This window comes from Streptomyces sp. NPDC087420 (genome assembly GCF_044744165.1).
Classification (GTDB): domain Bacteria; phylum Actinomycetota; class Actinomycetes; order Streptomycetales; family Streptomycetaceae; genus Streptomyces.
On sequence record NZ_JBIUXU010000001.1, the window covers coordinates 228,633 to 243,177 of the forward strand.

Below are 14,545 nucleotides of genomic sequence, written 5' to 3' on the forward strand. Positions count from 1 at the left end.
CCAGGAGCCCCCATGTACGCCGTTCCCGACCAGACCGGAAAGACCGTCGTTGTCACGGGCGCCAACAGCGGCACCGGCGAAGAGGCCGCCCGTCGGCTCGCCGACGCCGGAGCGCACGTCATCATGGCCGTACGCACCCCGGCGAAAGGCGAGCGCGCCCGCGACGAGATCCTGGCGCGCAACCCCCGCGCCGGCCTTGAGGTGCGCCGGATCGATCTCGCGGATCTGGCGTCGGTGCAGGAGTTCGCCGACGGGATCCTCGCCGGTGGGCGGCTTGACCTGCTGGTCAACAACGCCGGTGTGATGGCGCCCCCGTCCCGCATGGCCACGGCCGACGGCTTCGAGCTCCAGTTCGGCAGCAACTTCCTCGGTCCCTTCGCCCTCACCGTGCGCCTGCTCCCCGTCCTGCTGGCCGCCTCCGCGCCGCGAGTGGTGACCATGAGCAGCGGCACGGCGTCGTACGGCAGCATCAACTTCGACGACCTCCAGTGGGAGCGGCGGCGCTACAGCGCCAACCGTTCCTACGCGCAGTCCAAGCTCGCCGACCTCATGCTCGCCCGCCACCTGGCCGTCCTCTCCCGGGAGCGCGGCTGGAACCTGCTGAGCGCGGCGGCGCATCCCGGCTTCACGCGCACCAACCTCCAGAGCGCGGGGGCGAGCCTGGGCCGGGACAGGCCCAAGCGGTCGCTGCTCAACAGCCTGCCCTTCCTGCCCTCGCAGGGGGTCGAGCAGGGGGTTGAACCACTGCTGTACGCCGCGACCAGCCCCGACGCGGCAGCCGGCGCCTATTACGGTCCCGGCGGCCGGTTCGACCTGGTCGGGCCGACCGCCCCGGCCCGTATCCCGCGCCAGGCTCTCGACGACGCGACGGCCGCGCGCCTGTGGGCGGAAGCGGAACGCCTGACCGGTGCCTCTCTCCCGGCCCCGGCGGATTCTCGCGGCGCCGCCCGTCCGCCGCACGCCGACGGCGGGCTTCCGGACGGCATTGCCAATCCAGGGTTGCAAGTCTAGGCTTGCAACTATGGAGCGGACGAAGGCGTACGAAGTCGCGGCGGCGATGCTGATGAGCGTCAGCCTGCTGAAGCGGCGGATCCGGGACGGCGCGGACGACGCGGCTCTCACCAGCCCGGAGTTGCGGGTCCTCGCCAGGCTCGACCGCGCCGGCCCGGCGACGACGGCCGACCTGGCGCGGCAGGAGCAGATCACCCCGCAGGCGATGGGCACCACCGTGGCGCTGCTGGAAAGGCGGGGCTTCGTCGCCCGCTCGCCCGATCCGCGGCACGGCCGTCGCATGCTCCTGGCGCCGACGAAGGAGGGCGAGGAGATGCTGCGCTCGGGCAGCAGCGCGATCGCCGACCGGTTCACCGACGCCCTGCTCGCCGCCTTCGACGACGACGAGATCGAGGTGCTGCGGGCCGCCGCGCCACTGATCGAGCGGTGGGCCGAGCGGATGTGAGGCGCGTACCGCGCGCTCGCCGGATCGGCCGGATCGGCCGGATTGGGGAGATGTACCCATGGACATAGCAGTGATCGCCGAAGTCCCCGCGAGCGAGAAGCCGAAGGACGATCGGCCGGGGGCCCGCCCCCCTTCCGACACCGAGCACAAGTCACTCCTGGGTGACGTGGGCGCGGACGACCTGAGGTTCCGGTTCGTACGGAACCAGGAGAGCCCCGACGGCGGCACCGCCGCCCGCTACCCGCGTCACCATCACGGTTTCCAGCAGATCCGGTGGACGGAATCCGGAGCGGTCAACTACGCGCCCGGCCAGGACATCGCCGCGGGTGACATCGCCTACTTCCCGAAGGGCGCCTATTACGGGCCCCAGATGAAGGAGCACGGCGCGCAACTGCTCCTCCAGTACGGATTCGGCAACGACTACCCGGTCGGCGGCAAGGACTGGGCCCGTAAGTACAAGGAAGTCACCGAGCGGCTCCGGCTCAAGGGCGAGTTCAAGGACGGCCAGTACGTCGACACCGACCCGGAGACGGGGGAGCGGCGCGTACGGGACGGCGTGGAGGCGCTTCACGACGAGTACGCGGGAAAGCGACTGGTCATACCGCCTGAGTCCTACAGCGCCCCGATTCTGATGCACCCGGCCTCCTTCGCCTTCTACGAGGTGGAGCCCGGCGTCGAGATGAAGCGTCTCGGCCAGTACTTCGACTACGCGGGGCCCCACGCCGACGTGCGCATGTCGGTCCTCCGCCTGTCCGGCCGGGGACGTTTCGCCCTGGGACCGGACAGGGCGCAGGTCGCCTGGTCCGTGGGTCCCGGACTGACGATCGAGGGGCGCACCTATCCCGAACTGACCTGCCTGTACAGCCCCCGGGAGGAGAGCGTCCCGCTCACCTGCCGGAACGAGGACCCGGTCGACGTCTTTGTCGTGGATCTTCCCCGGCTGGACTGACGAAGGATCGAAAGCACTGGTCAGGGCCGCTCGCGCGAGAAAAGGAACCACCCCATGCCTCCTCTGGCAACCGGCGTCACCCTCATCGCCACCACCAGGCGCGACAACGCGTTTCTGGTCGACGGCGACGACGGCTTCACCCTGGTCGACGTCGGCTGGGCCAAGGCCCCCGGCGTTCTGCTCGCCGCTGTGGACGAACGGGGCCGCAAGCCCGGCGACATCAAGCGCATCGTGCTGACCCACGCACACCCCGACCACGTCAAGGGAGCGGCGGAGCTGCGCCGCCGTACCGGCGCGCGGATCCTGATCCATGAGGCCGACGCCGGCTGGCTGGAGGCAGGACGCGTTCCCAAAGGGGGGCGCTCCGGCGCGTGGGGGCACTTCCTCGACGGGATGCCGGCGCTTCAATGGAAGCCGGTCACCCCGGACGCGCTGCTGACGGACGATGAACTGATCGAGGGCTCGGACGGTCTGCGGGTCGTACACACACCCGGCCATACTCCCGGCCACATCGTGCTCGTCCACGAGCCCAGCCGGAGCGTGCTGGTCGGGGACGCGCTCTTCAACCGCGGTGGACTGGAGATCGGGCCGGCCGCGATGGCGGCCGACCCCTCCACCCGGGCCAGCAGCCTGACCCGTATCCCGCACCACGCGACAGCTGTCGGGTTCGCGCACGGCGCGCCGCTGACGGGGACCGGGGTCGAGGGCTTCCACGAGTTCGTGCGGCGGTTGTCTTCCGGGGAGTGACCTGAGGCAGAGCCGGTCAGGCGTGCTCGCTCTCGGCGGCCTGCTGGATGCCCCTCAGGATGAGTCCGAGGCCTCGGTCGAACTCCTCGTCGGCGTGGTCGGCACTGACGGCGGCGAGTCGGGAGAGGGCGGGGAGGGTGCCCTCGGTGAGGGCCCCGATGCGCCGCGCCTCGGCGGTTGCCGCGCCCTCCGGGGCCAGGGGGCCCGCGAGTTCGGCCTGCGCGAGGCCCATCACGAAGGCCATGACGGCGCGGAAGGCGGCGAGCAGATCGGCGCCGTCGAGGCCCGACCGGGTGAGGGCGGACGCCAGGGCCTCCGCCGGGGCCAGACCCGCCGGCCCGGACGTGCGGCGTGTGAGCATGAGCGGTACGGCGGCGGGGTGCGCCCGGACGGCGTGCCACAGAGCGGTCGCGGCGGCCCGCGTGTCGGCGGCCCAGTTGTCGGTGGGTTCCGGCAGGACCACCCGGGCGGCGACGGCGTCGACCACGAGTTCCTCCAGTGCCTCGCGGCCCTCGACGTAGTTGTAGAGCGTCATCGGGCCCGTCCGGAGTGCCCCCGCGAGCGAGCGCATCGACAGCCCGGCCAGGCCGTCGCGATCGACGATGGCAAGTGCCTGCTGCTGGATCTCCGCCAGTGTGAACCGGGCTCTCATCTTCACTCTCCCCTTGACACGTACAGCGTACGTATCCGAAGGTACTACACGTACACCGTACGTATCCAAGTCGGGATCCGACCGAGGATCCGAGTGAGGACGCCCACCCATGCACCCGACCCCCACCACCTCGTTCCTCTCGCAGGGGCAGCGGTGCGCCGCGTGGATCACCTGTCCGGACGGCGAAGGCCCCCACCCGGCCGTGGTCCTCGTCCACGGTTTCGGCGCCACCCACGACATGCGGCTCGAACAGTACGAGCGGGCCTTCGCCGACGCCGGCATGGTCGTCCTGTCCTTCGACTTCCGCCACCTCGGCGCCTCCGACGGAATGCCCCGCCAACTCGTCTCGATCCCGAGGCAGTTGGCCGACATCGACGCGGCGCTCGCCTTCCTCGCCGGCGACCCGCGCGTCGATCCGGCCCGAATCGCCCTGTGGGGGACCTCGATGGGAGCCACCCACGTCCTGCTCACGGCCGCGAAGCACCCCGGACTCGCCGCCGCCGTCGTGCAGTGCCCCGTCATGAACACCATGAACGCGGCCTTCAGCTCCGGCCTCGGCGCCGTCGCGAGACTCGCGGGCCCGATCGCCGTCGACCTGATCCGCGCCGTACTCCGCCTGCCGCGCCGTTACGTCCCCCTCGTCGACGACCCGGGAAGGACCGCGATCGTGACCGTGCCGGGGGCCAAGGACGGGTGGTACGGCATGCTCCCGCCCGGCGCGTCGTTCGACAACCGCGTGACGGCCTCGGTCGGCTTTGAACTCGTCCGGCTCAACGCCTCCCGCCGCGCCGCGTCGATCCAGGCCCCGCTCCTGGTCTGCGTCTCCGACCGCGAGACCCTCACGGACCCGCGGATCGCGGCGCGGACGGCGCGAAGCGCGCCCCGGGGCACCGCCCTGCACTACCCCGCCGACCACTTCGAGGTCTACCACCCCCCACTTCTGGACGACATCATCCGCGACCAGGTCGCGTTCCTGACCCGGCACTTGCGGCTGACGGCGCTCAGCGAGGCGGGCCGTGACTGACCACACCGCGCTCCTCGCCCGCCAGGACGACCACTTCGCCTCGTTCGCCCGCACCCTCACCGACGACGAGTGGCAGCGCCCCAGCCTCTGTGCCGGGTGGACCAACCGGGACGTCCTCGCCCACCTCGTCCTCGGACTGCGCCTTCCGCTGCCACGGCTGCTCGTCGCCCTGGGCAGCCACCGCGCGTCCTTCGACAGCGCCAACGAGGACCTCTCCCGTCGCCACGGCCACCGTCACACCCCGGCCGAACTCCTCGACGCCTTCGACCGGGCCCGGGCGCGACCCCGCGGCATCGGACGACTCCTGCCGACCCCGCTCATGCTCGGCGACCACACCGTCCACCACCTCGACATCGCCCTCGCCCTGGGCCGGCCGGCCGGTATCGCTCCCGAAGTCGCCCACGCGGTCCTGAAGGTCGAGACGACCGTCCCCAACCCGTTCGTCCCGGCCCGCGCCCGGGCCCGCGGCCTCACCCTCCGTACCACCGACACCGACTGGCACCACCCGGGCGACCGGAACCTCGACGTCGCCGGCACGGCCGAGCACCTCATCTCCGTCCTCGCCGGCCGACGCCACGCCCTGCCCCGGCTCACCGGCGGTGGCACCACCACCCTGCGGGGCCGCTTGTGAGCACGCTCCGTTCTCCCCGTGCGGGGAATCGTGTGGTACGGCCGCGTCAAGTCCTTGCGCTCGGGGCCCTGGTGGCCGTCCTGTTCACATGCCGGTCATGGCGCGGGCGGTGAGGCCGATCCCCACCAGGAGCACGAGGGCCGAGGTGGCGGCGGGACCGATGCGCGCGAGTCTTCTCAGTCGTGCGGAGGCACTCCGCGCGGTACGGGTGGCGATGCGGTCGCGCAGGTGTACGAGGAGGAGTCCGGCCAGGGTGAGGGTGGCGGCCATGCCGAGGCCGTAGCCGATGACGAGGAGGACGCCGAAGGCGGTCCGGCCGAGCGCTACGGCGCCGAGGAGGACGACCAGCGCCGACGGGCTGGGTACGAGACCGCCCGCGACGCCCACACCGACCAGGGTCCAGCGCCTTCCCCGGGCCGGAGCGGGGGAGTGGTGGTGATGGTCGTGCTGGGGGGCGGCGGCGGGTTTGGTCAGGACGACGGTGGTGCCGTCTGCCGATGCGGTGCCGGTGCCGGTGCCGGTGCCGGTGCCGGTGCCGGTGCTGGTGTCGGTGTCGGTGTCGGGTGCGCGGCGTGAGGGCGGCAGATGGGGCAGCGGGTTGTGGCTGTGCCCGTGTTCTCCATGGTGGTGGTGATGCCCGTGCCGGCTGTGCTCGTGGTGGTGTCCGTGGCGGTCGCCTCGGAGCGCTGAGCGCAGGAGTTGCATCCCGATGGCGATGACGAGGATGCCGCTGGCCAGGCCGAGCCAGGTGAGGACGGCTTCCCCGGCGAGGTGGGTGGCGAGCGGCAGGGCCAGGCCGAGGGCGAGGACACCGGCGGTGTGGGTGAGGGTGACCGTGGCGCCGACGGTGACGGCGTCGCGCGGAGTGCCGCGACGGCCGGCCAGGTAAGCGGCCATGATCGTCTTGCCGTGGCCGGGCATCGCCGCGTGGGAGGCCCCGAGGACCACGGCGAGGAACAGGGCGAGCAGGCCGACGGGAAGCGTCAGCTCGCGGCTGCCGACGAGGCTGTCGAAGAGGCCGGAGACCTTGTCGAGCAGGGCGGTGACCGGACCCGCTCCGGGCAGGCCCGGCGGCACGATCCGGGCCGCGGGCCCTTGCCCCGGGGCTGTCCGCAGTTCGGCACCGCGCTGGTCGAGCGGCGCGGCGAGGGGGTCCCGCGGGTAGTGGCGGAGCCGGTCGGTGGAGGAGACCGCCGGGACGGTGGAGGCGGTGAGGGTGACGCCCTCGCCGTCGGCGGTGATCTCGCGCCAGCCGATGCGCCGGGTGTCGTAGTGGGTGACGGCACGGACGTCGGCCGGCGAGGTGAGGCGCGCGTCGGCGTGGAGCCGGCAGGTGAGCCGGCTGGTCCTGAGCCCCGCCTCGCCCGTATGGAAGGTCAGTCCGGCGGCGCCCCGGTTCCACTGAACGCTCGTACCGCCGACGTCGGCGGCCAGTTGCCCGGCGAGCGTGGCGCACGCCTCGTCCGCGTACGCCCCCTGTTCGTCGGCGCCGATGGATCCGTCGTGGTTCCGGTCGATGAGCGGGCGCTCCTGCGCCGCCGCGATCTCGGCGCGGTCGACCACGATCTCCGCCTCGACCGCGTGCGGGCGGAGGGTGAGGTGGGTGGCGTAGTTGACGGTGAAGTTGCCCAGGGGGTGCGCGGCCGCGGGTGGTGCGGCGGCGATGAGGGCGAGCGGGATGAGCAGAGCGGCTGTGAGCGGGGCGGCGAACAGGCGCCGGCGGGTGCTGAGGTTCATGGGGTGTCGTCGATTCGCCGGACCGCGGTGCGCGCCGCGGGGGCGTGCAGCGGATGGAAGGAGGGATCGATGGCCAGCGCCCGGCGCAGATCGCGCCGGGCGGCGGTGGTGTCACCGAGGGCCTGGTGGATGGCGCCGCGGTGGTACAGGAAGAGCGCGCTGTGGGTGCCGAGCGCAAGAGCCTCACCGGCGTGTACGAGGGCCTGCTCGTCGCGTCCTGCGCGGTGCAGCGCCCAGGCGTACGCGTCATGTACGGCGATGAACGGCCGCTCCCGTACGGCGGTTTCGGCCATGGTCACCGCCTGCCGGGGATCACCGTGGTCGGCCTCGAAGAGGATCGCGTCGACATCTGCGGGCGCGCCGCCGGCCCGGCGGAGTGTTTCCTGGGCACGCAGGACCGCGTACTGGCCCTCGGCCTCGTCCCGGTGGCCGAGGGCCTGCTGGAGTTCGCCGAGTTCCAGGAGGTACTGCGGCAGCGGGGCCGCCGCGACGGCCGCGGTGTAGTCGGCGACCGCCTGCCGGGATTCCCCCCGGGCCGCGTGGGCCTTGGCGCGGGCCTCCAGCAGACCGGGGTCCTGGGGCGCGAGGGCCAGACCGGCGTCCGCCAGACGCAGCGCGGTCGCGGGGTCGCCGCTCTCCTGGGCGAGGGAGGAGAGGTGGGTGTGGGCGAAGGCGCGCTCGCCCGGGGTGCCCGCCGCCCGCAGCGCGCGTTCCATGAGGGCCGTGGCCCGGCCGGTGTCACCGCGCAGCTCGAACGTGTAGGAGGCGCGGGCCAGGGAGGAGCTGTCCGGGCGCAGGTCGGCCATCTTCTGTACGGCATCCTCCGCGTCCTTGTACTGGCCGAGTTGGGTGTGGGCGTCGGCCAGGACTCCGTAGGAGGCGGGGGTCGCGGGGCTGGTCGCGACCGCCTTGCGGGCCCAGGTCAGGGCGTCACGGAAGCGGTGACGGGCCGCGGCGAGGGCGCCCATGCCGATCTCGGCGTGGAGGTTCCCGGCCGGCCGGAGTGTGAGCGAGCGGCGCAGGGCCGTCTCGGCCTGGGCGTACGCGGCCTGGTCGGCGGTGGTCCTGGCCTGCTGTACGAGCGCCATGCCGAGGTCCGCCCAGCTGACCGGATCCTCCGGCAGACGCCGTACCCGCTCGCGCATCACCTCGATGCCGTGCGCCTGGCCGGCGGCGGGCGACGCGGTGGCCGAGGTGTCCGGTGCGCCGGAGCCGGCGGGGGAGAGGCCGACGGCGCCGACGGTGAACATGACCGCGCCCAGGGCGAGGGTGATCGCGGTGTTGCGCAGATGTCTGCGCCGGCGGATCGCGGGGGCGGGTGGGTCTACGGGCCGGTGCACAGGATTCTCCCCGGTGAAAGGCGACGGATGGGCCCCGGGCGGGAACCGGAGGACCGACCTCCGTGCCCGCCCGGAGCGTGGTGGGTCAGCTGGACGTGCGGCTGCTGTTGCCGTCGCGGCTGAGGCCGCGGCTGCGGCTGCGGCTGCGGCGAAGACGGAGGCCGCCCGCACCGAGAAGCAGCGCGCCCAGGCCGCCGAAGGCCGCGGCGCCCTTCATGCCGGTCCTCTCCGGTGCGTCCGGGCCGCTGTTCACGGACTTGGTGTGCGGGAGGGCCAGGTACGGGAACGACGTTCCGAAGGGCACCTCGTTGGTGTCGACCTGGTCGCCGTCCGCGAGGGCCGGAACGAGTTGGCCGGTCTGAGCGGCCCCTTCGACCGCCTGGAGGGAGATGTCGATGACGTCGTCGGTGAGGCGGCGGCCGTTGGGGAAGCCCGCCAGGTCACCGGCGAGCACGCCGTACCGCTTGGGGTCGGCGGTCGGCGGCACGGCCATGTTCAGGCGCAGTTCCTCAGCCGGGACGATCCGCTTCAGCGGCGCGTCCTTGTTCAGGCGGTGGGAGTTGAGGTCGGCCTGGATCGGCCCGCACGCCTTGCAGATGCCCGTCAGGTAGATCTCGAACAGGTCCTTGCGCGGGGTGGCCGGGGCGGGGATTCCGTACACCTGCTGGATCAGCTTGGGCAGGATCGGGTCGAGGACCTTGTCGACGACCGGCTGGACCGTACGGTCCTGGTCCGGGTTGAGCGTGTTGAAGGCGTCCTTGTACTTCAGCGGTACGACCACCTCGTTGACCAGCGGGTTGCCCAGGCGCGAGACCTGCTTCCACGGGGCGGGGCGCGGGGTGCGCGAGTCGGAGACCTGCACGCCCTGGCGGTCGGTCGTCGACCACACGCCGATGACCGGGTTGCGGCCCTGGTTCCCCTTCAGCGCGAGCTGCGCCTTGGGGATCTGGAGGGCGACGGAGTTGACGTTGTAGCCCGCGAGGGTGTCCTGGCCGCGTTCGCTGAGGTCGCCGCCGTACAGGAGGTCGAAGACCCGGAGGTCGGCGAAGAACGGGTCCTCCGCCTGGCCGGCGAAGGTCTTGCCGCCGCCGGGTACGTTGCGGATCGCCTGGTTGCGCAGGGCGGCGTAGTCCGGCATGGAGGCGGGCCCCACGCGAGAGGGAGCGGCGGGTACGTCGGAGAGCAGGACCTTGCTCTTGCTCCCGTGGGAGACCACCAGGTCGTACACCTGACGGAAGTTGAGGTCCGGGTCGTTCAGCGAGGTGACCGGGCCGGTGTTGTACAGGAACTGGCCGGCCGCGTCGCGGACCTTGTTGTGGAAGCGCCAGGTGTACGTGATGTCGGAGACGCCGTCACCGGTGTTGTCGATCTTGATGTTGTAGCGGAGGTCCTCGCCGAAGGCGTAGAAGTTCGGCCCGCCGTTGGGCTCCTCGAACGGGATCCAGTTCGCCAGGAGCGTCACCGAGTCGGGGCGGTCCAGGCTGGTGTACGCGTACACGTCGGTGTTGTCCGCACGCGGGTCGCCCGCGATCAGGGGCGCCTCGCGGTGGCTGGAGGCGGCGCTGACGCCCGGCGCCAGGGTGAGGGCGCCGAGTCCGGTCGCGAGCGCCCCGGCGCCCAGGACGAGGAGGGACTGGTCGAGCACACGCCGCGAACGGGGGCGCGTCGATCTGGAATTCAAGGCTGTTCCTCTCACATGCGAACTCCCGGCCCCTCGCACACGGCGCGCGATCGGGCAGGGGGAATTCAGGTGGGGTGGGGCACGGGGCCGGACAGCGCGCCCGGAGCCACCAGCGGTGGCCCCGGCCGTGGGGCCGGCCCACGCTTCCTCTTCGGCGGGACCCCTGGGGCGGGTTGGTCTCCACCGGCCTGTTCGCTCGAAGGGGTGGGCCTCTGTGCTGCATTCGGGCGAGTGTTCTGCGTGACACAGTCGCGCGGCCCGCACCGGGAGCTGAGTCCGGTGCGGGCCGCGGGGATGCATTCGGTCGGGAGTGCCTAGGCGCCGGCTCCGTACGTCCCGTACGTGGGACGTCCCGTCGATTCGTACACCTGAATGGCCAGTCCGCCGGGTGTTGTCGTGTTGCTCAGGAGCCGCAGGCCGGCCGGGGCGCCGCCGTCCGGGAACAGGCGGCGGCCCGCGCCCACGATCACCGGGGCGACCACGAGGCGCAGTTCGTCGATCAGGCCCGCTGCCAGGAGGGACTGGGCCAGCCGGGCACTGCCGTGGATCTGGAGCTCGCGGCCGGGTTGTTGTTTCAACTCGGCGACCTGGGAGGGGATGTCGCCGGACAGGATGGTGGTCGGGTCCCACGCTCCCTCGGCCAGGCTGTGGGAGGCGACGTACTTCGGCAGGCCGTTCAGGATCCCGGCGAACGGGTGCTCCGTCATCTGCGGCCAGTCCCGCGCGAAATTCAGGTAGGTACGGCGGCCAAAGAGGAACGCGTCCGCCGAACCGAGCCAGTCGCCGGCCTGCCGTTCGAACTCCTCGTCCATGTGCGGCACGAACCAGCCGCCCTGGGTGAATCCGTCGCTGGTGTCCTCGTCCGGGGACCCCGGACCCTGCGAGACGCCGTCCAGCGACAGGAACTCCTGGAGTACCAATCTCATCGCGCACCACTCTCTCGTCGGCAGGGGACCTGTTTCCCCCTCCCACAGACATGGTGTCGCGCGGAAACTCATCGGTCCGGCGGCCGCCGTTCCGGGAGGAGTCGGCCGGGTCAGCGGGTGAGGAATTCCAGGGTGTCGATCACGCGGTTCGAGAAGCCCCACTCGTTGTCGTACCAGGCGACGACCTTGATGTGGCGGCCTTCGACGCGGGTGAGGGCCGAGTCGAAGATCGCGGAGGCCGGGTTGCCCGTGATGTCGGACGACACCAGCGCGTCCTCCGAGTACTCCAGAAGGCCCGCGAGCGATCCCCGCGCGGCGGCGCGGTACGCCTCCAGCACCTCGTCGCGCGTCACGTCGCGGGCGACGGTCGTGTTGAGTTCGACGATCGACCCGACCGGAACCGGTACGCGGATCGCGTCGCCCGACAGCTTGCCGTCGAGGTTGGGCAGGACGTGGCCGATCGCCTTGGCGGCGCCCGTGGTGGTCGGCACGATGTTGACGGCGGCGGCGCGGGCGCGGCGGGGGTCGCGGTGCGGGCCGTCCTGGAGGTTCTGCTCCTGGGTGTACGCGTGCACGGTGGTCATGAAGCCGTGCTCGATGCCGGCGAGATCGTCCAGTACGGCGGCCAGCGGCGCGAGCGCGTTGGTCGTGCACGAGGCGTTCGAGATGATCGTGTGCGAGGCCGGGTCATACGCGTCGTTGTTGACTCCGTACGCGAGCGTGACGTCGGCGCCGTCCGACGGCGCGCTGACCAGCACCTTCTTCGCGCCCGCTTCGAGGTGCGCGCGGGCGGCCTTCGCGGAGGTGAAGCGGCCGGTCGATTCCAGCACGATCTCGACGCCCAGCTTGGCCCAGGGCAGCTGGGACGGGTCGCGCTCGGCGAGCACGGCGATGCGGTGGCTGCCGACCACCAGATTGTTCCCCTCGACGGTGACCGGGCGGCCGAGGCGGCCCGCCGTCGAGTCGAAGGCGAGCAGCCGGGCCAGGGCGGCGGGCTCCGTGAGGTCGTTGACGGCGACGACCTCGAGATCGGTGTCACGTTCGAGCAGCGCGCGTAGGGCGTTGCGTCCGATGCGGCCGAATCCGTTGATGGCGATGCGAGTCATGAGTGGTGTCCCTTCGGTTCCCCCGAAGTCTCGCGCGCGGGGTCGGCCGACGGCAGCGGCGCGAGTGCCATGGTTCAAAAGGATCACGCCACTGGGTCAGTGGCAGTGTGCTATTCGCCTTTCGTGAAGGTGCGACGGTATTCGCTCGGCGTGGTGTCGAGGATGCGCTGGAAGTGCAGCCGCAGATTCGCACCGGTCCCGAGACCGACGTCGGCGGCGATCTGCTCGACGCCCCGCTCGGAGCGTTCGAGCAGCTCACGGGCCAGGTCGACGCGGGCGCGCATGACCCACTGCATCGGTGTGTACCCCGTGTCCTCGGCGAAGCGCCGTGAGAACGTGCGCGGCGACACCGCCGCGTGCCGGGCGAGCGCGTCGAGGGTAAGCGGCTCGCCGAGGCGGTGCAGCGCCCACTCCCGGGTGGCGGCGAACCGCTCGCCGAGCGATTCGGGCACGCTGCGCCGTACGTACTGCGCCTGACCGCCGCTGCGGTACGGGGCCGCCACCAGGCGGCGGGCGGCGTGGTTCGACGCGGACACCCCGAGATCGCGGCGCAGGATGTGCAGGCACAGGTCGATGCCCGAGGCGGCGCCCGCCGACGTCAGCACACTGCCCTCGTCGACGAAGAGGACGTTCTCGTCGACCCGGACCGAGGGGTGTCTCGCCGCGAGCGCCCGCGTGTAGTGCCAGTGCGTGGTGGCGCGCCTGCCGTCGAGCAGGCCCGTGGCGGCGAGGGCGAAGGCGCCCGTGGAGATCGCGGCGAGCCGCGCGCCGCGATCGTGGGCGGCGATCAGCGCGTCGAGGACGGCCCGCGGGGGGTCGTCGCGGCCCGGGAACCGGTAGCCGGGGATGAAGACGATGTCGGCCCACGCCAGCGCCTCGGGCCCATGGTCCACCCAGTAGGACAGTCCGTCACCACCGGTCACGAGCCCGGGCGCCGCCCCGCACACCCGTACCTCGTACGGCATGCTCGCGCGGGTCGTGAACACCTGCGCGGGAATGCCGACATCGAGCGGCTTCGCCCCTTCGAGTACGAGGACGGCGACGCGTTGCGGGGAGGGAGCGGTCACGGGGGCAAGGGTACGACGGGGCCGCCGGCCGGCTCCGGGGCCGGTCCGTCGTCGGCACGGGTGCTGGTCGGTCCCCGTGTCCTCGTGGACGCGCCCTCCCGAAAGGGGGTGACTCCCCGGCGGCGCTTCGGGACGCCGGCCTGGGCCGTCTCCTTCGCATAGGAGGCGTGAGCAAGGGCAGGCGAACGCCATGACGAATGTGGACGAACTTTCCGACCGGTACGCGCCCGACGCCGCGACTTCACTCATCCATACCTTCATCGAGGCGCTCAACGCCGGCGACCTCGACCGGCTGGCAAGCTGTTTCGCCGAAAGGGCCATAGTCAACGACGCGGGGCGCGAGATACGGGGCAGGGAAGCGATCAAATCCTGGGCCGAGCGTGAGTTCCTGGCGCAGGACGGCCACATCACTCCGACGCGGATGCACCCCGTGAGCGCACTCGGCGGGGACATCGTCGTCGAGGCGGAACTGACCGGTGCCCGGCGCCACGGCCCCACCACGCTCGTCGTCACCCTCACGGGAGGCGCGATCGCTCTTCTGCGGCTGAGGGCCTGAGGGCCTGAGGGCCCGAGGGTCTGGCGGTCTGGTGGTCTGAGGGGCGGAATGGGGCGTTAACTGCTTATATTTGCCGTTGTCGCCGGACTGTGGCGCACGGGTGTCAGTTCTGGGAAACCGGGCACTCGGTTCACCTCACCCGTCGCTGCCGATACCCGCAGGAGCGTACCCATGGCCGTTCGGCACCAGCTCATCGCCCGTAGGCCCGACGCCGTCTGGGCCGTCCTGTCGGACGCCTCGCGTTACGCCGACTGGGTCGTCGGGACCGCCGAGACCGAACCGGCCGAGGGCCACTGGCCGGAGGTCGGCTCCTCGCTCGCCTACACCGTGCGGCTGGGCCCCCGGTCGTTCGAGGGACGCACGATCGTCCGGCGCGTCGAAGCGCCGCGGATCCTCGAACTCGAAGCGCACAGCGGCCCCCTCGGGACCGCGCGGATCGCGTTGGACGTACGGCCCTGGGGCGAGCAGACCCTGGTGATCGTCGACGAACACCCGCTGCGGGGCTGGGGCGCCCTGGCCCACAACGTGGTCCTCGACGCGTTGATCCAGCTCCGCCACCGCAGCATGCTCGGACGGCTCGCGAAAGTGGTCGAGGAGACCTACGGGGCGGACGGGGCGGGCGAGGAGACGTACAAAACGGCCGGGCGGCCGGCACCCGCTCGAAAGGGCTGAC

15 protein-coding genes are annotated in these 14,545 nt (G+C 72.0%); 8 read left to right on the forward strand and 7 right to left on the reverse strand.

Annotation, left to right across the window (positions count from 1 at the left end):
• Positions 1-12: 12 nt before the first annotated feature.
• The 4 genes from ACIO1C_RS01025 to ACIO1C_RS01040 are packed head-to-tail and all read left to right on the forward strand — an operon-like array spanning position 13 to position 3,152.
• A complete protein-coding gene (locus ACIO1C_RS01025; RefSeq protein ID WP_401856981.1) occupies positions 13-1,011 on the forward strand; it encodes an SDR family oxidoreductase in 999 nt (332 codons plus the stop codon).
• A 10-nt stretch (positions 1,012-1,021) separates the two neighbouring features.
• Positions 1,022-1,456 carry a MarR family winged helix-turn-helix transcriptional regulator gene (locus tag ACIO1C_RS01030; RefSeq protein ID WP_401856983.1) on the forward strand — a complete coding sequence of 145 codons (435 nt, stop codon included), beginning with the start codon at positions 1,022-1,024 and terminating at the stop codon, positions 1,454-1,456.
• Between the two features lie 58 nt (positions 1,457-1,514).
• Positions 1,515-2,405, forward strand: a complete 891-nt coding sequence (locus tag ACIO1C_RS01035) for a hypothetical protein (RefSeq protein ID WP_401856984.1) — start codon at positions 1,515-1,517, stop codon at positions 2,403-2,405.
• Between the two features lie 54 nt (positions 2,406-2,459).
• Complete coding sequence (locus ACIO1C_RS01040) at positions 2,460-3,152, forward strand: MBL fold metallo-hydrolase (protein ID WP_401856986.1); 693 nt, start codon at positions 2,460-2,462, stop codon at positions 3,150-3,152.
• A 16-nt stretch (positions 3,153-3,168) separates the two neighbouring features.
• On the opposite strand, the gene ACIO1C_RS01045 is transcribed toward ACIO1C_RS01040, so the two are convergent.
• A complete protein-coding gene (locus ACIO1C_RS01045) occupies positions 3,169-3,804 on the reverse strand; it encodes a TetR/AcrR family transcriptional regulator C-terminal domain-containing protein (protein WP_401856988.1) in 636 nt (211 codons plus the stop codon).
• Between the two features lie 109 nt (positions 3,805-3,913).
• On the opposite strand from ACIO1C_RS01045, the gene ACIO1C_RS01050 reads away from it, so the two are divergent.
• On the forward strand, positions 3,914-4,828 hold the full coding sequence (locus tag ACIO1C_RS01050) for an alpha/beta hydrolase (protein ID WP_401856990.1): 915 nt from the start codon (positions 3,914-3,916) through the stop codon (positions 4,826-4,828).
• A complete protein-coding gene (locus tag ACIO1C_RS01055; RefSeq protein WP_401856991.1) occupies positions 4,821-5,459 on the forward strand; it encodes a maleylpyruvate isomerase family mycothiol-dependent enzyme in 639 nt (212 codons plus the stop codon). Before ACIO1C_RS01050 ends, ACIO1C_RS01055 begins: the two co-directional genes overlap by 8 nt.
• An 84-nt stretch (positions 5,460-5,543) precedes the next feature.
• Here ACIO1C_RS01055 and ACIO1C_RS01060 read toward each other — a convergent pair whose 3' ends face one another.
• From ACIO1C_RS01060 to ACIO1C_RS01085, 6 genes are all read right to left on the reverse strand, one after another.
• Positions 5,544-7,196, reverse strand: coding sequence for a nickel transporter (locus ACIO1C_RS01060; protein WP_401856993.1), 1,653 nt, complete (start codon positions 7,194-7,196; stop codon positions 5,544-5,546).
• A complete protein-coding gene (locus ACIO1C_RS01065; RefSeq protein WP_401856995.1) occupies positions 7,193-8,536 on the reverse strand; it encodes a tetratricopeptide repeat protein in 1,344 nt (447 codons plus the stop codon). Before ACIO1C_RS01065 ends, ACIO1C_RS01060 begins: the two co-directional genes overlap by 4 nt.
• 85 nt (positions 8,537-8,621) lie before the next feature.
• Positions 8,622-10,217: a DUF4331 domain-containing protein gene (locus tag ACIO1C_RS01070; protein WP_401856997.1), complete on the reverse strand. Its 1,596-nt coding sequence runs from the start codon at positions 10,215-10,217 to the stop codon at positions 8,622-8,624.
• Positions 10,218-10,531: 314 nt separating this feature from the next.
• Positions 10,532-11,143: a dihydrofolate reductase family protein gene (locus ACIO1C_RS01075; RefSeq protein WP_401856999.1), complete on the reverse strand. Its 612-nt coding sequence runs from the start codon at positions 11,141-11,143 to the stop codon at positions 10,532-10,534.
• A 110-nt stretch (positions 11,144-11,253) separates the two neighbouring features.
• Positions 11,254-12,249, reverse strand: coding sequence for a type I glyceraldehyde-3-phosphate dehydrogenase (gene gap, locus ACIO1C_RS01080; RefSeq protein ID WP_401857001.1), 996 nt, complete (start codon positions 12,247-12,249; stop codon positions 11,254-11,256).
• A gap of 110 nt (positions 12,250-12,359) precedes the next feature.
• Positions 12,360-13,316 carry a GlxA family transcriptional regulator gene (locus tag ACIO1C_RS01085; protein WP_401857002.1) on the reverse strand — a complete coding sequence of 319 codons (957 nt, stop codon included), beginning with the start codon at positions 13,314-13,316 and terminating at the stop codon, positions 12,360-12,362.
• Between the two features lie 190 nt (positions 13,317-13,506).
• Between ACIO1C_RS01085 and ACIO1C_RS01090 the strand changes: the two genes are divergently transcribed.
• The gene (locus ACIO1C_RS01090) at positions 13,507-13,872 is read left to right on the forward strand and encodes a YybH family protein (RefSeq protein ID WP_401857005.1); all 366 of its coding nucleotides are present in this window, start codon (positions 13,507-13,509) and stop codon (positions 13,870-13,872) included.
• Between the two features lie 171 nt (positions 13,873-14,043).
• Positions 14,044-14,544, forward strand: coding sequence for an SRPBCC family protein (locus tag ACIO1C_RS01095; RefSeq protein WP_401857007.1), 501 nt, complete (start codon positions 14,044-14,046; stop codon positions 14,542-14,544).
• Position 14,545: the final 1 nt, after the last annotated feature.